General features: G+C 58.1%; 16 protein-coding genes and 1 pseudogene. 11 read left to right on the forward strand and 6 right to left on the reverse strand.

All coding sequences use genetic code 11. The features are described from left to right. Position 1: 1 nt before the first annotated feature. Entirely contained in the window at positions 2 to 868 is an 867-nt protein-coding gene (locus tag A3709_RS13005; RefSeq protein ID WP_066055192.1) for an LLM class flavin-dependent oxidoreductase, read from the reverse strand. A gap of 179 nt (positions 869 to 1,047) precedes the next feature. Here A3709_RS13005 and hslO point away from each other — a divergent pair, with 179 nt between their 5' ends. The 5 genes from hslO to A3709_RS13030 all read left to right on the forward strand — a co-directional run bounded on the left by hslO (position 1,048) and on the right by A3709_RS13030 (position 5,778). Then, positions 1,048 to 1,929 (forward strand): Hsp33 family molecular chaperone HslO, encoded by an 882-nt coding sequence (gene hslO / locus A3709_RS13010; protein WP_066055195.1) that lies wholly within the window; start codon positions 1,048 to 1,050, stop codon positions 1,927 to 1,929. 136 nt (positions 1,930 to 2,065) lie between these two features. Continuing rightward, entirely contained in the window at positions 2,066 to 3,631 is a 1,566-nt protein-coding gene (locus A3709_RS13015; RefSeq protein ID WP_066055197.1) for a phosphoenolpyruvate carboxykinase, read from the forward strand. A 249-nt stretch (positions 3,632 to 3,880) separates the two neighbouring features. Beyond that, positions 3,881 to 4,432 (forward strand): hypothetical protein, encoded by a 552-nt coding sequence (locus A3709_RS13020; protein ID WP_066055200.1) that lies wholly within the window; start codon positions 3,881 to 3,883, stop codon positions 4,430 to 4,432. Positions 4,433 to 4,619: 187 nt separating this feature from the next. Continuing rightward, entirely contained in the window at positions 4,620 to 5,108 is a 489-nt protein-coding gene (locus A3709_RS13025) for a phasin family protein (RefSeq protein WP_066055203.1), read from the forward strand. Positions 5,109 to 5,121: 13 nt separating this feature from the next. Beyond that, positions 5,122 to 5,778 carry a TetR/AcrR family transcriptional regulator gene (locus tag A3709_RS13030; RefSeq protein WP_066055206.1) on the forward strand — a complete coding sequence of 219 codons (657 nt, stop codon included), beginning with the start codon at positions 5,122 to 5,124 and terminating at the stop codon, positions 5,776 to 5,778. On the opposite strand, the gene A3709_RS13035 is transcribed toward A3709_RS13030, so the two are convergent. Further along, positions 5,775 to 6,422, reverse strand: a complete 648-nt coding sequence (locus A3709_RS13035; protein ID WP_066055209.1) for a class I SAM-dependent methyltransferase — start codon at positions 6,420 to 6,422, stop codon at positions 5,775 to 5,777. The genes A3709_RS13030 and A3709_RS13035 overlap by 4 nt on opposite strands. Before the next feature lie 52 nt (positions 6,423 to 6,474). Here A3709_RS13035 and A3709_RS13040 point away from each other — a divergent pair, with 52 nt between their 5' ends. Then, positions 6,475 to 6,954 carry a peroxiredoxin gene (locus A3709_RS13040; protein WP_066055212.1) on the forward strand — a complete coding sequence of 160 codons (480 nt, stop codon included), beginning with the start codon at positions 6,475 to 6,477 and terminating at the stop codon, positions 6,952 to 6,954. Between the two features lies 1 nt (position 6,955). On the opposite strand, the gene A3709_RS13045 is transcribed toward A3709_RS13040, so the two are convergent. From A3709_RS13045 to A3709_RS13055, 3 genes are read right to left on the reverse strand one after another with little or no spacing between them, the layout of a single operon-like run. Then, the gene (locus tag A3709_RS13045; RefSeq protein WP_066055216.1) at positions 6,956 to 7,492 is read right to left on the reverse strand and encodes an SRPBCC family protein; all 537 of its coding nucleotides are present in this window, start codon (positions 7,490 to 7,492) and stop codon (positions 6,956 to 6,958) included. Then, positions 7,482 to 8,117 carry a paraquat-inducible protein A gene (locus tag A3709_RS13050; RefSeq protein WP_066055219.1) on the reverse strand — a complete coding sequence of 212 codons (636 nt, stop codon included), beginning with the start codon at positions 8,115 to 8,117 and terminating at the stop codon, positions 7,482 to 7,484. The genes A3709_RS13045 and A3709_RS13050 overlap by 11 nt, the downstream gene beginning before the upstream one ends. A 47-nt stretch (positions 8,118 to 8,164) precedes the next feature. After that, positions 8,165 to 9,535: a DASS family sodium-coupled anion symporter gene (locus A3709_RS13055; protein ID WP_066056165.1), complete on the reverse strand. Its 1,371-nt coding sequence runs from the start codon at positions 9,533 to 9,535 to the stop codon at positions 8,165 to 8,167. Between the two features lie 190 nt (positions 9,536 to 9,725). On the opposite strand from A3709_RS13055, the gene moaA reads away from it, so the two are divergent. The 5 genes from moaA (at position 9,726) to A3709_RS13080 (ending at position 15,407) form a co-directional block, all read left to right on the forward strand. Beyond that, on the forward strand, positions 9,726 to 10,736 hold the full coding sequence (gene moaA, locus A3709_RS13060; RefSeq protein WP_066055222.1) for a GTP 3',8-cyclase MoaA: 1,011 nt from the start codon (positions 9,726 to 9,728) through the stop codon (positions 10,734 to 10,736). Positions 10,737 to 10,816: 80 nt separating this feature from the next. Continuing rightward, a complete protein-coding gene (locus tag A3709_RS13065) occupies positions 10,817 to 11,755 on the forward strand; it encodes a MoxR family ATPase (RefSeq protein ID WP_231871176.1) in 939 nt (312 codons plus the stop codon). Positions 11,756 to 11,761: 6 nt separating this feature from the next. Then, positions 11,762 to 13,183: a VWA domain-containing protein gene (locus A3709_RS13070; protein ID WP_066055228.1), complete on the forward strand. Its 1,422-nt coding sequence runs from the start codon at positions 11,762 to 11,764 to the stop codon at positions 13,181 to 13,183. A gap of 135 nt (positions 13,184 to 13,318) precedes the next feature. Further along, a complete protein-coding gene (locus A3709_RS13075) occupies positions 13,319 to 15,025 on the forward strand; it encodes a DUF1631 family protein (protein WP_066055231.1) in 1,707 nt (568 codons plus the stop codon). Positions 15,026 to 15,032: 7 nt separating this feature from the next. Beyond that, a complete protein-coding gene (locus tag A3709_RS13080) occupies positions 15,033 to 15,407 on the forward strand; it encodes a PilZ domain-containing protein (protein ID WP_066055234.1) in 375 nt (124 codons plus the stop codon). Positions 15,408 to 15,739: 332 nt separating this feature from the next. Here the strand turns inward: A3709_RS13080 and A3709_RS13085 are convergent. Then, positions 15,740 to 16,792, reverse strand: a pseudogene (locus tag A3709_RS13085) (PilT/PilU family type 4a pilus ATPase); the annotation flags it as partial. Between the last annotated feature and the right edge of the window lie 36 nt (positions 16,793 to 16,828).

Here is a 16,828-nt window from a genome sequence, read left to right on the forward strand (position 1 = left end):
CTCAGTCCTTGATAAACGTGGATGCGTACCATTGCAGCATGGCAATTTTCTCGTCGAGCGTCTTGTCGGGCTCCATCTCATAGACGTTGCGGAAACCGATGACGACATCGGTCACCCCAATTGATTCAAGGCGCGCGATGCCTTCGTCGGTAAAGGCATCCTGCCCGGTGGTATAGAACCGGAAGGGCTTGTCTGCGGTGCCGTACTCGTCGCGCAACTGGTTGATGCGGCGGATGTAGGACTCCACCTGTTCAGTATCGGCCCCGGCACACATCCAGCCGTCGCCGACGCGCGCTGCCCGCTTCAGCGCGACCTCTGCGTGTCCGCCAATCATCAGCGGCGTCGGGGTGCCCGTCACGGGGCACATTTTATTGGCTGGCATCTGAATCATCTCACCGTCATAGCCGAAGAACTCACCGCTCTCCAGGCCACGCAGGATATCGATTTGCTCATCGAAACGCTTACCGCGCTTTTCCCAGAGCACATCGCACACCGCAAAGTCCTCTTCCCAGGGGCTGATGCCAATACCAAAATCAAAACGGTTACCTGACAGTGCCTGGATGCTCTGTACCTGCTTGGCCACCGGCGCAACCTGGCGCACTGCAAGCTTGTAGACAAACGTCGCAAAGCGGATGCGCTCGGTCACCGCTGCCATACCGGCTACAGCAATCAATGATTCCAGAAAGGGCACGCTCTCCAGGAATTCCCGCGAACCATCCTTGTTGTAAGGGTACTTGGAGCTGGCCTCTTTCGGATAACAGATACTGTCGGGTATCACGATACCGTCATAGCCTGCTGCTTCTGCAGCCCGCGCCATGGGGAAGTAGTGATCGGGGTCGCACATGCCTACCTGAAGGCTGAATTTCATGGTATTACTCCTGTGATTGATTCGCTGCGCCCTACTCTATCCCGGTTGCGGCTAGCGGTCAGTGACGCCTTGAAATTTCCGGGCTTCGGCCTCAAATACTGAACCCAATACCCGCTACCTGTTTACGCCCCAGGCCAGGTTTCGGGTTCACTTATCGCCAGAGCGACTAAACTAGACCCATGAACGACAAAACCCTGCCAAGCCGGGACCGCGCCCAGCGCTTCCTATTCGAAGAAACCGATATCCGCGGAGAAATCGTCCAATTAGACGCCACTTACCGCGACATTCTGGCCATTCATCAGTACCCGCCGGGGGTCAGCAGCCTGCTCGGTGAATTCATGGCCGCAGCGGTATTACTGGCCACGACACTGAAGTTTGAAGGCAAGCTCATCCTCCAGGCGCGTTCAGAGCGGCAGATTCCGCTGCTGATGGTGGAGTGCGATAGCCAGCTGCAGGTACGCGGTATTGCCCGCGGCGCCCAGGAAGCCACCGCCGACAATTTCGAACAGTTGCTCGGAGAGGGCCAGCTCGCAATTACCATCGACCCGTTCTCCGGCCAGCGTTACCAGGGCATCGTACCCCTGCAGCACTCTCTGGCAGCCAGCCTCGAGAATTATTTTGAGCAATCGGAGCAGTTGGGCACCCAATTCTGGCTCAGCGCCAGCGAAGACAGCGCAGCGGGCATGCTGCTGCAGCAGTTGCCCGCCCAGCTGGTCACCGACGCGGCGGAACGCCGAGCCCACTGGGAGCACGCGACCACGCTGGCCAACACCTTGAAAGACGAGGAATTACTGACCCTGGCAGCCCCGGAAATCGCCCATCGCCTCTACCACGAAGACCCGCTGCGATTGTTCGAGCCGCTGCCAGTCACTTTCCACTGCAGCTGCTCCCGCCAGCGCACCCTGAATGCCCTGGCAAGCATTCAAACCGCGGAAATTGAATCCCTGCTGGAGGAGCTTGGCACCATTACCATGGATTGCGAATTCTGCAACCAGCAATATCAATTCGTTCGGGAGGATCTGGACGGTATTCTTGGGGATAGCGACCCTGTCGTACATTGATCTTCTTTATGGCGACAATCAGCTATTTCATACCGTCTGGATTTCGCAAATGGGAACGATTCTGACATAATTAGCGCCCCGAAATAGCCGCAACGAAGGCCGAAACACTGATTTCGGCCCGTAAACAGGATACACAATGACCGCCACAACCGAGACTCCGCAAGAGTTCACCGACCTTGCGCCAGCCCTGCTGATTGAACAAGCGCTTCAGCGCGGCGAAGGCACCCTCACCGACACCGGCGCCCTGCTGGTCACCACCGGCAAACGCACTGGTCGCTCTCCGGCTGACCGCTTCACCGTACGTGAGCCCAGCACCGAGGAAAGCATCGACTGGGGGAGCGTTAACCGCCCCTTCGACGCCGACAGATTCGACGCTCTATGGGACCGCGTTGAAGCCTACCTCGCCGAGCGCGACCGCTTCGTCTCCCACCTCCATGTGGGTGCCCACGACGACCACTACATCCCGGTAAAAGTCACCACCGAGACCGCCTGGCAGAATCTGTTCGGCCGCAATATGTTTATCCGTCCTGAAGCAGGCAGCTACAACGCTGGCCGCAAAGAGGAGTGGAGCATTCTCAATGTCGCCAGCTTCGTCTGTGAGCCCGAGCGCGACGGCACCAATTCCGATGGCGTTGTCATCGTCAATTTCGCCCAGCGCAAAGTCCTGCTGGCAGGCATGCGCTACGCAGGCGAAATGAAGAAGTCCATGTTCGCGGTGCAGAACTTCCTGCTGCCCGAAAAAGACGTCATGCCCATGCACTGCTCCGCCAATGTCAGCGAAGACGGCGACACCACGCTGTTCTTCGGCCTGTCCGGCACAGGTAAAACCACCCTGTCTGCCGACCCTGACATGTACCTGATCGGCGACGACGAGCACGGCTGGGCCAAAGGCTCTGTCTTCAACTTGGAAGGCGGCTGCTACGCCAAGACCATCAATCTGTCACAGAAGAACGAGCCGATCATCTGGGATGCGATCCGCTTTGGCGCCATCGTCGAGAACGTAGTCGTCGACGGTGGACGTCACGCCGATTACGATGACACCTCCCTGACCGAAAACGGCCGCTGCTGCTATCCGCTGGAACACGTGGAAAAGCGCACTGACACCAACGCCGGCGGCGAACCTAAGTGCGTCATCTTCCTGACCTGTGACGTCTCTGGCGTACTGCCTCCTGTATCGATTCTGTCCAAGGAAGCAGCTGCATACCACTTCCTGAGTGGCTACACCGCTCGCGTGGGATCTACCGAGCTGGGTGCTGAAGCGGGTATCAACCCGACCTTCTCCACCTGTTTCGGTGCGCCCTTCATGCCTCGTCCGGCCGGCGACTACGCCGAGCTGCTGATGAAGCGCGTGGAAGATTTCGATTCACAGGTCTACCTCGTAAACACTGGCTGGACCGGTGGCTCAGGCGCACCCGGCGGCAGCGGTTCACGCTTCCCAATCCCGGTCACCCGCGCTGTTGTACACGCCTGCCAGAGCGGCGCTCTGTTGGGCGCTGACACCACTCACATCGACACCCTGAACCTGGATTTCCCCAAGGAGATTCCTGGCGTCGATGCTAAGTACGTCGACCCGAAAGCGTCCTGGGGCGACGATGCAGCCTACGAAGAACAGGCTGCCAAGCTGGCCGGCCTGTTCAGCGAGAACATCAAGAACTTTGATGTCTCCGATGCAATTATCGCCGCGGGCCCCACAGCTAGCTAAGCGAGAATTCACAACCATCGTTGAAAGGCCCGCACTTGCGGGCCTTTTTATTTTTAGCCAATTGAGCTCCGATTCAAGAAGCAAGTGCCTGAGCAGGAAAGGCCTCCCGACGATTTCGCAGACCGCTACCTGCCCCTACCCCTCAGCCGGTGCCTGAACCCCGATTAGTATGTTTATTCTAATTTTTCGCCGTAACCTGTGATTGTTCAGGCGGATAATCCGCCCATACCACTATGAAGGAGTGACACCATGGCTGAACAGATCACCATCGAAGATGCAGTTGAAACTGTAAAGACCGCTGCCAAGAAAGCTGCCCCCAAGCGCAAGGCTCCCGCCAAGCGTAAAGCGACCGCTAAAAAGGCACCTGCCAAGAAGAAGCCTGCAGTAAAGCGCAAGCCTGCTGCCAAAAAGCCTGCTGCCAAGAAAGCAACGGCCAAGAAGTCTGCACCGAAGAAGGCCACTCCCGATTTTGCAGCGCGTGCCAAAGAATCTGGCCGCAACGCATTTCTGGCTAGCCTGGGCTTCTACGGCAAGGCTTTCGATCAGGTTCAAGAGCAGTTCGACAACCTGCAGAAGCAGCTGGAAGAGCGTCGCAAGAATGCAGAAAAGACCTACAAAGAACTGGTAAAGCGCGGTGAGAAGGTCGAGAAGGAAGCCAAGAAAGCAGCCAGCGACATTGAGCTGCCCAAGTTTGAGCTGGAAAGCCTGACCGATCGCAAGAAGCTGGACGCTCAGCTGGACAAAGCCAAAGCGCGTTTCGAAGAACTGAAAGAAACCGTTAACTTCAAATCCGCTGCCTGATTTCAGGTAGCGGTTCCATCCAGGACCACTTATCCCTGGTCTTCCAGGGTGTTTTTTCGGGGCTGCAATTGCAGCCCTTTTTTTATGCCTGATTCCTGGCCTGTTCCACCCCGTGCGCTCGAAGAGAAAAACCATCGCCACGAGGGTATACTTGGCGACCCAACCTCTCTATTGCGGGACACAAGCCATGAGCGACGACAAAAACAAAGTGACCGACAAGGCGGGTGAAATCGCCAAAAACATCTGGCTGGCCGGCGTAGGCGCCTACGGCAAGGCCGTGGACGAAGCCCAGGACAGCCTGAAGAAGGCCACCCCTACCCCGCCCAAACTGTTCCGCGATCTGGTCAAGGCCGGTGCGGAACTCGAAGAGGAGGCCCGCGAAGCCCGGGCCAACGCCCGTAGCTCTGTGGAGGAGCGTATTGCCAGGGTCCGCGACAACTTTGCCATGGCCCGCCCCGCAAAGGCCGAGGATATCGAAGACCTGCATCGCAAAGTCGATCAGCTCAGCCGCAAAGTCGACGCCTTAACCAAACTGGTCAAGGCCCAGGCCGAGCCGGCCAAAAAAACGCCGGCAAGAAAGAAAAAGGCAGCGGCCAAAAAGCCCGCCGCAAAGAAAGCGCCGGCGAAGAAGACAGCCGCGCGCAAGAAAGCACCTGCCAGGCGCAGCAAAGGTTGATCTTTCTTCGTAGATGAAAACCCGCGATCGCATCCTGCACACCAGCCTGAAGCTATTTAACGAAGAGGGAGAAGAGCACACCACCACGATTGATATCGCCAACGAAATGGATATCAGTCCGGGCAATCTCTATTACCACTTCAAAGGCAAAGATGAGCTCATCGCGGAGCTGTTCAACCAGTACGAGCTGGCCCTCTCGAGCACGCTCACAGCACCCATTGAAAGCCCACTGAGCGCTGGCCAGGGCAACATCGAGGACAACTGGTACTACCTGTATGTGGTTATGGAGGAGATGTACCAATACCGTTTCCTGTACCACAATCTCGACAATCTACTGCAGCGTTATCAAGACATCCGACGTCGCTTCAAGCGACTCATTCAGCTAAAAAGAGCCGCCCTCTACGCGATTTGCCAGGCACTTATCGAGGAATCAGTCATCGAGGTGAGCGAGCAACAGGTACTGGGACTGGTGGACAACATGACCCTCAACCTGACGTTCTGGTTCAGCTATGACAGCCTGCTCCAGGAGGGCCGGGAGCCTGCCATCACCATCCATCAGGGCGTGCTGCAGTTGCTCACCATGGTTGCCCCTTATCTGGGCAACGACCAGTTGGGCTTTTATCGCGACTGTGAGGCCATCTACCACACGATGTTGGAGCAGGAAGCCTAGCGCTGCTTCTCCAGCAGAATGACGTCGTCGCCCTGAAATTCCAGACTGGCGTCGCACCGGGCAGCCCACCACTGCCAGGTGGTAACACTGAAAAAAGCGACGTGGGTGGGGTCATTCTTGTAATGCCACCCTGCAAAGGCATCGACATCGCGTACCAGCTTAGTCATCACCCCCAGCACCCCTCCTGGGCGCAGACACTTCCATAATCGGGCCAACTCATCCCCCGGGACGGCAAGATGTTCCACCACTTCAGTCGCACAGATAAAGTCATACTGTTCGCTGAATACACTCTGGTCAGGGTAGTAGTAGAGATCATAGAGGCTCATGCTGTGCCCGGCTTCGCTGAGAATGGCGGCTAGTGCCGGCCCGGGACCACAGCCAAAATCCAAGCCATTAGATGATACTGCCAGACGCTGCAGCAATGGATCGGCAAGGCGTACCAAAAAACGTCGGTAGCCCGGATCATCGACAGCGTTTTCGTGCAGGTCATACTCCGCTTTCTCTGCGCTGGCGTCGAGGTGATACTGCAGTGGCACAAACACCAGTTCACAGGTATTGCACTGCAGATAGTCGCGGCGCCGATCGCGGTAATAGTCACGCGGCGCAGCATCGCCACAGAGCGGGCAATGTATCTGGGCCTTCATCTGCTATATTCCCTCTGCAACATTGCAAACACCCCATTACCAGGAGTTATAAATGACCGTTCAAACAGGTGACAAAATCCCCGCCGGCACACTGAAAACCATGGGCGCCGAAGGGCCCCAGGATCTCAGCACCGACGACATCTTTGCCGGCAAGAAGGTGCTGATGTTCGCCGTACCCGGTGCCTTCACTCCAGGCTGCACACTCACCCACCTCCCCGGCTACGTGGTCAACGCCGACAAAATCAAAGCGGCCGGCATCGACACTATTGCCTGCATGGCCGTCAACGACGTATTCGTTATGGACGCCTGGGGCAAGTCTCAAAATGCTGAGCACCTGCTGATGCTGGCCGACGGCATGGGGGAGTTCACTGCCGCCCTGGGCCTGGAACTTGATGGCAGCGCGTTCGGCCTGGGCACCCGCAGCCAGCGTTTTGCCCTGATAGCTGAAGACGGCGTCATCACTCACCTGAACGTCGAACCGGGTCCCGGTGTCGATGTCAGCAGCGCCGAAACCATGCTGGCACTGCTGTAAATCAATCGTCCGCGGGCGCCGTGCTCACGGTGCCCGCGAGCCGTTTGCGATCGGCATCCGTGGCCAGCTCACCCGTCTCATAGTAGTGCTTCATACCTGCGGCAACTTGCACGAGCTGCTTCTCCATGGGGAACTTGATGAGGTTCGCGCCCAGCCAGCGACCCACACCGCCCAGGGGCATTAGAAACTGTAGCGCTAGATTGACTCGGGTCTGCTCAGGCCCTTCCTCACCGAGCGCATAGACAAAGCGGGCATCGCGAAACGGCGGCATGGGCTTGCTGCCCTTGTGCAGACGAATCACAAAGCCACTCCCCTCATTCCATTCAATAATGGTTTCTTCGAGATAGGTTTTGCCGCTGTATACACGGCGGTGTGCACCCAGGCCACTGCTTTGGGCAGAGACAATTTCGGTAGCTGTGAGGCGAGGCACATAGTAGTGGGCCGCCGAAAAGTCCTCGAGTCGGGCCCAGGCCGCACTCAGCGGCACGTCAATAACCGTGGTCACCGAAGCTTGTTGCAGTGGAGCATCAGGCTGCATGCGTCGCCTCCTCCAAATCAGCGTTTCTGACCAGGGCACCAGCGGCAATAGAGAACAGGCAATAACCGACAAAGAACCAGAATCCCGATTCCAATTCCGCGTCCATGGTCAACAGATCACCCATCTCGCCCGACGCGCTGCCGGCCATATAGGCAACCAGTAATCCCATCACAAAGACGTCCGCCATCGACCATTTGGACAGCGTCGCGTTCAGCCACAACAGCGGCCCGCGCCACTCGGCACGGGGCAGGACCAGGGCGCCTGCCTGCAGGCACAACTTGAATACGGGAATGACCACACTGAACAGGACAATCAGCAGGGCGACAGCGAGATTACCCGTGGCGGCGAGCTCCTCCACCGTACTCCAGATCGAGCGAGTTGTCGCATAGGCCTGGAGCTGGCCCTCAATGCGATCGAAACCAAGAAAACTGGAAAACATGGCCAGCATCTGGCGCGATTGGGGGTCGGCGTCCTCGCCGGCAATCAGATCTATGCCCAGTTCAGCAATCATGGACTTCTCGATCGTCCCGGTGAGCGTCAGCACGGGCTGAGTGACGCCCGGATATAACAGGGCGATGGAGATGACGATGGCGGCCAGCGCCAACAGGCGACGAGAGAGTGGCATGTATTTGTCCTGAGCGTTATCTAAGCGCGCATCATACCGCAATGCGCCTAAGTGAGCCGCAGGTAGCAGACAGTAGTTATGACCACCGCGCCGAGCAGGTTCAGGGCAAACCCTTCCCGCGCCATACGGGCGGTGGTGATCATCCCACTGCCGAACACCACCGAGTTGGGCGCCGTAGCCACCGGTAACATAAACGCGCAACTTGCACTCATAGCCGCCGGCACCATCATGATTTCCGGCGCCAGGCCAACCCCCACCGCGCCCGCGGCAAGCACCGGCATCAACAGCGTCGTGCTCGCGGTGTTCGAGGTTGTCTCGGTCATAAAAGTCACGACCAGCGCGATCAACAGTATCAGCAGGAACAGCGGAATCGCGTGCACATCGCTGAACAACCCACCCATCAGCTCGCTGAGGCCAGAATTCACAAAGCCCTTGGCCAGACAGATGCCCCCGCCAAACAACAGCAACACACCCCAGGGGATTCTGACCGCGCGCTCCCAGGTAAGCAGCGCACCGCCCTTGCCGTTGGGCACAATAAACATGNCCACCACCGCCAATAGGGCCACAGAGGCGTCATTGGCCTGCGGCAGATCCAACCAGGTACGCCAACCGCCAAAGGGCTCGCTGCGGGTAATCCAGGCCAGCGCAGTCAGACCAAACACCAGCAACACGCGCCTTTCTTCCGTGCGCCAGCGACCAACCTCAGGAAGATTCACCTGTAATTCACCGCGCAGATTGCGGGTGAGATACAGCGCCATGAGCGGCACCATCAGCAGCACCACCGGCACCCCCCAGCTCATCCAGGTCGTAAAGCTGATAGGGTCGCCACCCGTCTCTTCGTAGACCTGCATAAAAATCAAGTTGGGCGGGGTACCAATAGGGGTACCAATACCGCCGACACTGGCCGCATAGGCAACGCCGAGCAACAACGGCACGGCCAGTTTGTCCTTGTTCGGTGCCGCGTCCAGGACGGCCAGCACCACCGGCAACAACATGAGCGTCGTCGCCGTATTCGAAATCCACATGCTGAGCAACGCGGCAGCGGCCATAAACCCAAGCACCAGTCGAGTGCCACTGTCAGCACCGACCAGCGTGACCATACCGAGCGCAATACGCCGATGAGCCCCGGCATGCTCCATCGCCTGGGAGAGCAGGAATCCGCCCAGCAGCAGCAGAATAATCGGCGAGCCATAGGATTGACCCACCTCCGCTGGCGTCAGTATCCCCAACAGCGGCAGTACAGCCAGTGGCAACAGCGAAGTGACGGGTATAGGAATGGGCTCAAACACCCACCAGGCGATACACAGGGTCGCTACAAAACTGACCACAGCAATATCGCGATCATAGCCCGCTGCGTTCAACGACAGCGCCGCTACCAGCGCCACCAGTGGCCCTACCCAGAGCGCCCAGTTACGCATGTTGAATTCCCCGCCCATGCTCAGCCGATGGCCGCATGTCTGTCCCCATAGTGTCTTATACTGTGTGGCTGGTGACGCTAGATCTTCACGTCCTAGCAGGCCCAAACCTCTGTCTGCACCTATCCTGTCGTAACCGCTTTGCACTGTAAAGCGCTGGCTCACCCCAACCAAAGTCCCTACACTGGAGGCCATGGAAAATTCGACCCCCAGCGGCCTGATAGACACCTTTGGCCGCAGCGTAGACTACGTGAGACTGTCGGTGACCGACCGCTGTGACTTCCGCTGTGTGTACTGCATGGCAGAGGACATGACCTTTGCCCCCAAGTCCGAAGTCCTCAATCTGGAGGAGCTGCACAGCATTGCCAAGGCGATGACCGACATGGGGGTGCGCAAAATTCGGCTCACCGGCGGTGAACCGCTAATCCGTCCCAATATCATGTCGCTCATCGAGCGGCTGGGTGCACTGGAAGGCCTCGATGAACTGGCACTGACAACCAATGGTTCGCAGTTACAGCGGCTGGCCCCTGCCTTGAAATCGGCCGGGGTAAAGCGGATTAACATCAGCCTGGACAGTCTCAGCCCGCGTAAATTTCGCCATCTCACCCGCCACGGCAACCTCGACCAGGTCATTGCCGGCATTGATGCGGCCGTTGCCACGGGGTTCGACGGAATTAAGCTGAACGCGGTTATCCTCAAGGGCCGCAATGAAGATGAAGTGCTGGACCTGGTCGCATTCGCCCGTGAGCGCGACATTGATATAGCCTTTATTGAAGAGATGCCCCTGGGCCGCATTGTCGAGCACGATCGCGAAATCACACTCTGTAGCAGCGATGAGATCCGGCAACAGATTGAGGCGCACTATGCGCTAACCTCGCTGGGCGATCCAACCGGTACAGCAGGGCCTGCCCGTTACTACCAGCTTGGCGACAGGCCCAGCCGGGTGGGCTTCATCTCGCCGCACAGCAATAATTTTTGCCACCTGTGTAATCGGGTTCGCGTCACCGTTGAGGGGCGCCTGTTACTCTGCCTCGGCAACGAACACTCGGTCGATCTGCGCGAAGTACTGCGAGCGGATCACTACAAGGCTGACCACCTCAAGCGGGCTATTGTTGACGCCATGGCGCTCAAACCAGAGAAGCACCACTTCGACAACGCAGGCGAACCGCAGATACTGCGTTTTATGAATGTCACCGGCGGCTGACCGCAGCGCCCCACGAGCACAACTACCGAGTCGGCCACTGCCTCGCTACAATGGCCGACCGCAACCAGGAATCGACAAGCGTGCACACTCAAGACTTTCCCCAACTTGCCTCCGTAGAAAAAATACAGGAGGGCTTTGAATCCTTCGGCTATATCTGTTCCGACAAAATCGCAACAGCCGTATTCCTGGCCTTCCAGCTGCGCAAACCTATTCTGGTCGAAGGCCCGCCCGGCGTCGGCAAGACCGAGCTCGCCAAGACCACCGCGCAGTTGCTGGAAACACCACTCATCCGGCTGCAGTGCTACGAGGGCCTGGATGAAGCGAAAGCCTTGTACGAATGGAAGTATGGCAAGCAACTGCTGTACACGCAGGTTCTCAAAGAAAAACTGGGCGACCTTCTCCAGGGTGCTCAGGGGCTGGCGGAATCTGTAGAACGTCTGCACCAATTCGGCGACATCTTTTACTCGGAAGAATTTCTCGAGCCCCGTCCGCTACTCAAAGCCATGCAGCAAGAGCGCGGGGCCATCCTGCTTATCGATGAGGTGGACAAATCCGACTACGAATTTGAATCATTACTGCTGGAAATACTGTCCGATTACCAGATATCCATTCCGGAAATCGGCACCGTCAAGGCGCGCACCTCGCCCATGGTGTTCCTGACCAGTAACAACACGCGGGACATCTCCGACGCCCTGAAACGACGCTGCCTGCACCTGTACATTCCCTTTCCTACCGTCGAACTCGAAGAGCGTATTGTGCGCAGCCGGGTACCCGATGTGGAGGAACACCTGCGTCACCAGCTCGTAGAGTTTGTCCACTCTCTACGCCAGCTCGACCTCAAGAAGATTCCCGCTATTTCCGAAACTATCGACTGGGCCCGCAGTCTGCTGCTACTGCACGCCGATCAATTGGAAGAAGAGTTGGTGCGCTCCACGCTTAACGTACTGCTCAAATTCGAAGACGACATAGAATCCACCGACGGCGAGCTGGGTAAACTGGTGCGCGAGGCCAGGGAGTAGTCCCAGATGCCGGCCAATCTGGTAAACTTCATCCAGGTGCTACGCAGCCACGATGTCAGGGTATCGCCGGCCGAAACCCTGGATGCCATGCATGTCGCCACCACGCTGGGTTACCGTGATCGCATGCGCCTGCGCGATGGTCTTGGTATGGCACTGGCCAAAACCCCGGCGGAAGAAGCCGTCTTCAACCGCTGCTTTGACTCCTACTTTAACCGCGGACTGGCCGACTTCAGTCTCGACCCCGAGGACAACCCGGGCGAAGAGCAGGCAGAAGCCGGTGAACAGGAGCCCGGCGATGCTGCTGAGGCAGATCCATCGACCTCTGACGCCGCGGCACTGGAGGCAGCTGCGCTAAACAATCCCGAGCTCGCAGCGGTGATGAACTCAGACTTGATGCAGGCGCTGCTCAATAACGATCGCAACGCCCTGACCATGGCCATCACCCAGGCGGGTGAAGGGGCAGGTCTGCAACAAATTCAGATGTTTACACAAAAGGGCCAGTACACCCGCAAGATGCTGGACGCCATGGGCGAGCAGCAGCTGCGCGGCGCAATTATCGAACTTGAGCGCGCCGCTGACCCGGCGCTTGCCAGCCTGCAACGCTATCGGGACCTGTTGCGCGAACAGGTGCGCGACTTTGTGGACCGCGAATACCTGCTGCATGCAGCAGGTCGTAACCAGCAGTTCATGGAGGACGTCCTCAGCAAAACCCGCCTGAGCAATATCGAACACAGCTACCTGCATCGAGTACACGAGCTGGTGCGCAAAATGGCCCGCAAACTGGCGACCAGACACGCGCGCAAACGGCGACAGTACCGCCGCGGTCATCTGGACATGCCACGCACTATGCGCAGGGGCATCGCCAACGATGGAGTCATGTTCAACACCTACTGGCGCCAGGTAAAACGCGAGAAACCACAACTTCTCGCCATTTGCGACGTCAGTGGTTCCGTGGCGGCGTATGCCAAGTTTCTGCTGTTATTCCTGTATAGCCTGCAGGATGTGCTGCCCAAGGTGCGCAGCTTTGCCTTCTCAGGGCAGCTGGGAGAAGTCAGTGATTTGTTTGATGAGCACCCCGTGGAAAAAGCCATCGAGATCGTGAACTGGAAATACGGTGGCGCCACCGACTACGGCAAGAGCCTAGAAGATTTTGCCCAGCTGGCCCTGGATGACATCAACAACAACACCACGGTGCTTATTCTCGGCGACGCTCGCAACAACAATGGCGACCCCCGGATCGATATCATGCGATCTGTGTATCAGCGCGCCAAGCAGGTCATCTGGTTAAACCCTGAGTCACGTCGCGCCTGGGGAACTGGAGATTCCGAGATGTTTCGCTACTTAAGTGCTTGTCATTTCTCGGCCGAGTGCAATAATCTCAAGCAATTGGAACGTGTCGTAGACCAGCTGCTTAAGAGCACCCGATAACGCTATGGCTTTCATCTGCAAGGAGTGCAGCTTCCGCGGAGTGAGAAGTGGTCACGGGGGCCAGTGCCCTGCCTGCGGTTCTTTCAATATCCAGAAGCAACAACCACGCACCAAGACACAGGAGCCGCGACCTCGTTGGCGAGTGTATTTGCTCGTGGTGCTGTGGGCCGTTTTACTGGTCATGATTGCTGGGAAGCTAGTCAACTGAAACTGAGCGAGAACAAGATACCGCTGCAAGTGTCGCTGCAAAAGGCCGTGACCCGTAGTTTTGCTGTACCCGAACCGCCGGGCCAGAGCGCCCCCGCGCTGGAGTGGGATGAATTGCTTGGCTACCTGCGCGCCATAGACGACTTCAATCTGCCTCCGCTGGATGCCCTGCTGGCACAAACCGACGTTGTCGGCGACCCGGCCATGCCTAAACCGGCAGAGTGTGCCGTACTGCGCTGGATTGAGCGCGTGTTCCAAGAGTGGGAGCAGTCTTTCCCACTGGAATGGGAGCTAACCCACAAGCTGCGCGCTTTCAAACCGGCAGTGGCAATGGCCTCCCTCAGTGAAGAAACGTTTTTCCGCCCCGGACAGCACCCGCTGCACCAGATGCTGGACGCGATCCACAGTGCCGCGATTGGCTGGCAGGGCGACCTGGGGCGCATAGGTCAACCCGTCACCAACCTGATCGACAAGGCCATTGCCGACGTGCGCGGCTGCCTTGACCAGGGCGGCGACATGGCGGCCATTGCCAGCCAGATTGTCGCGGAAGCGCAGCGCCTGCGTGCCCGCGCCGAAAAACTAACCGAGCGCACCATCGCTGCAGAGCACGGCCGCTTGCGCGCTGCCATGGCCAAGACCATTGCCGCCGACCTGATTAACGGACAGCTACTGAAATACACTGCGCCCAGCGAGCTGAACGCGTTTATCAGGGGACCCTGGTACGACAGCGCCCAGCTCACCTACCTGAAATTTGGCGACCAGTCTCAACAATGGCGCGATTTCGAGGCCACCACGGGCCAGCTCCTGCTTGCCATGCATCCGCTGGCCCCTGCCGGGGACGATGCCCGCGAGGAACGGCTGCGACTGGCCCGCATTCTGCCCGCAGAACTGCGTCGATTACTGCTCAGCATTCAGCATGAGGACGATCTACTGCAGCGCGAAATGGCAGCCTACGAGTACCTACTGCAGCGCGTCGCCCAGGATCGTCCCCCGGAACTTTCCCACCTACTGACAGTAGACTCGGGCCAGCCCGCCGCAGCCATTCCCAAAATGACAGCGGGCGTCGCAGTCGGCCAATGGTATGAGGTCTGCAGTGACACGGATGTATTCCGCCTCAGATTGGCCATGATCGAAAGTGGCGAAGTACTCCTATGTAATCTCAGTGGTGCAAAAGCACTGTCTATGCCCATGGCTGACTTCAACGCCAAGGTGGGCTCAGGCGACGCCCAGCCACTGGCAACCGGTGCCGCCTTCAGTCGCGCGGTAGCCGCCGCTGCCGGCATTGACTCGGACGCCGCCCTGGACCGCCTCCTGAACCCTGACGCCGCTCCGACCCCAAGCGAGACCGATACCTCCACTACCACCACTAACAGCGGTGTCCCCGATCTCCCCATCGGCACATGGCTTGGCTTTCACGACACCGATACGCCGCTCCTGGCCAAGCTGGCACTCCACGACAAGGTGCGGGGCATACTCATCTTTGTAAATCGCCAGGGCATTGAATTGCGCCGGCTTGACGAGCGCGAATACCTGGCGCTCATTGAGGCCGGCCAGATTGATATCCTGGAAGCCAGAAACAACTTCCGCGAGCAAGTTGAAAGAACGCGCGCGCAATTGCAGCAAGGTCAGGGGTGAGTGAGCTATGGGCTGGACTGAACGAAAGCATCAACGCCTGCCCATGCAGAGCAGAGTGTTTATCGAACTGGAGGCAGCGCCAGTTGGCAGCGGCGAAGATGCCACCATTGCCATATGTAAAACCCTGAATGTGTCCAGTGGCGGCCTGATGGTGGCACTGCAGCACGAGCTCCCGGTAGAAGCCTTTCTGCAAATTGGCGTCGAACCACCCCCAAGCGCGACCGGCAGCGACGCATTCTACCTGCTGGGGCAAGTTCGCTGGTGCAAACCAAGCGACGACCCCGACTACCCCTGGCTGGCGGGTTTCTCTTTACAGCAGGCGGAAAAGTCAGACATTCAGAGCTGGATAAGCCTGATTACCGCCATGGAACCGGATCACTAGAACAGTCTCCCCGGCCCCCGGTTATCTGCTTCGGCGTCTTCCGGTTCACTGGTGACACTGCGGGTCACCGCCACCTCCTCCATTGAGGTTGACGTTTCAAACACCGGCGGTGGCTTTGCCGCGCCCGTTGATGCAGGGGCAAGCGGGGGTATGAGTGGCTCTTCCAGCGATGGTTCAATCACCAGATCTGTCCCGGCATACGACTCCGTCTCAAACACCAACTCCTCGCCGCCCTCGTTGTCGTCGGCAGCAACATCCAGGCTCAATGACTGGGCCTCTTGCTGAACAGTGCCAAGCGGTCCACCGGGCAGGGGTGCCCTACCCTCTTCCTGGACAAATTTGATTTTCAATCGCAGATTATTCGGTGAATCAGCGTTGCGCAGCGCTTCTTCTTCAGTAATTCGGCCCTGCTGGTAGAGCTCCAGCAATGCGGCATCAAACGTCTTCATGCCAACGTTGGCTGACTTTTCCATCGCCTCTTTGAGGCTCTCCAGCTCGCCGCGTAAAATCAGGTCAGCAACTAGTGGCGTACCCAGCAGGACTTCAACCGCTGCGCAACGACCTCCCTCTAACGTGGGAATCAGGCGCTGCGACACAAAGGCCTGCAGGTTAAGAGACAGGTCCAGCAGCAACTGGGAACGACGCTCTTCAGGGAAAAAGTTGATAATGCGCTCCAGTGCCTGGTTGGCATTATTCGCATGCAGCGTAGACAGACAGAGGTGCCCGGTCTCGGCAAATGCTATAGCGTGCTCCATTGTCTCGCGATCACGGATTTCTCCTATCAGGATGACATCCGGGGCCTGGCGCAGGGTATTCTTCAGGGCATTGTGCCAGGAGCGCGTATCCACCCCCACCTCGCGCTGGTTTACCAGGCTCTTTTTATGGGTGTGCACAAACTCCACGGGATCTTCGATGGTGACAATATGGCCCGCGCTATTGGCATTGCGGTAATCGATGAGTGCGGCCAGCGATGTGGATTTCCCCGAACCCGTCGCGCCCACAAACAGCACCAGGCCACGCTTGCGCATCACAACCTCAGGAAGAATCGCCGGCAGCCCCAGGTCCTGCCACTGGGGGATATCGGCAACGATATTCCTACACACCATGGCCACTTCATTGCGCTGCACAAATATATTCACCCGGAACCGGCCAAAGCCCGGGATCGACGTCGCCAGGTTCATCTCCAGCTCGCACTCGAACTCTTCACGCTGAGTGGCGTCCATCACCTCGTAGGCGATGTCCTTGATTTCACCCGGCTGCAGAATGCCGCTGGCAATCGGCCGCAACTGGCCTTCAAATTTGCCACAGGGAGGCGCCCCGGTACTCAGATAGAGATCGGATCCATTCTCATGGGAAAGGATTTTGAGCCATTCGACAATTCGCATTTCAATCCCTGATTGCGCACTCGATGCTCTTACTCT

Origin of the sequence: Halioglobus sp. HI00S01 (assembly GCF_001635445.1) — a bacterium.
GTDB classification, from domain to species: domain Bacteria; phylum Pseudomonadota; class Gammaproteobacteria; order Pseudomonadales; family Halieaceae; genus Halioglobus; species Halioglobus japonicus.

What these genes read in the sequence shown, in the direction of transcription:
- A3709_RS13005 (WP_066055192.1), bottom strand. Translation starts at nt 868, where the DNA reads ATGAAATTCAGCCTTCAGGTAGGCATGTGCGACCCCGATCACTACTTC.
- hslO (WP_066055195.1), top strand. Translation starts at nt 1,048, where the DNA reads ATGAACGACAAAACCCTGCCAAGCCGGGACCGCGCCCAGCGCTTCCTA.
- A3709_RS13015 (WP_066055197.1), top strand. Translation starts at nt 2,066, where the DNA reads ATGACCGCCACAACCGAGACTCCGCAAGAGTTCACCGACCTTGCGCCA.
- A3709_RS13020 (WP_066055200.1), top strand. Translation starts at nt 3,881, where the DNA reads ATGGCTGAACAGATCACCATCGAAGATGCAGTTGAAACTGTAAAGACC.
- A3709_RS13025 (WP_066055203.1), top strand. Translation starts at nt 4,620, where the DNA reads ATGAGCGACGACAAAAACAAAGTGACCGACAAGGCGGGTGAAATCGCC.
- A3709_RS13030 (WP_066055206.1), top strand. Translation starts at nt 5,122, where the DNA reads ATGAAAACCCGCGATCGCATCCTGCACACCAGCCTGAAGCTATTTAAC.
- A3709_RS13035 (WP_066055209.1), bottom strand. Translation starts at nt 6,422, where the DNA reads ATGAAGGCCCAGATACATTGCCCGCTCTGTGGCGATGCTGCGCCGCGT.
- A3709_RS13040 (WP_066055212.1), top strand. Translation starts at nt 6,475, where the DNA reads ATGACCGTTCAAACAGGTGACAAAATCCCCGCCGGCACACTGAAAACC.
- A3709_RS13045 (WP_066055216.1), bottom strand. Translation starts at nt 7,492, where the DNA reads ATGCAGCCTGATGCTCCACTGCAACAAGCTTCGGTGACCACGGTTATT.
- A3709_RS13050 (WP_066055219.1), bottom strand. Translation starts at nt 8,117, where the DNA reads ATGCCACTCTCTCGTCGCCTGTTGGCGCTGGCCGCCATCGTCATCTCC.
- moaA (WP_066055222.1), top strand. Translation starts at nt 9,726, where the DNA reads ATGGAAAATTCGACCCCCAGCGGCCTGATAGACACCTTTGGCCGCAGC.
- A3709_RS13070 (WP_066055228.1), top strand. Translation starts at nt 11,762, where the DNA reads ATGCCGGCCAATCTGGTAAACTTCATCCAGGTGCTACGCAGCCACGAT.
- A3709_RS13080 (WP_066055234.1), top strand. Translation starts at nt 15,033, where the DNA reads ATGGGCTGGACTGAACGAAAGCATCAACGCCTGCCCATGCAGAGCAGA.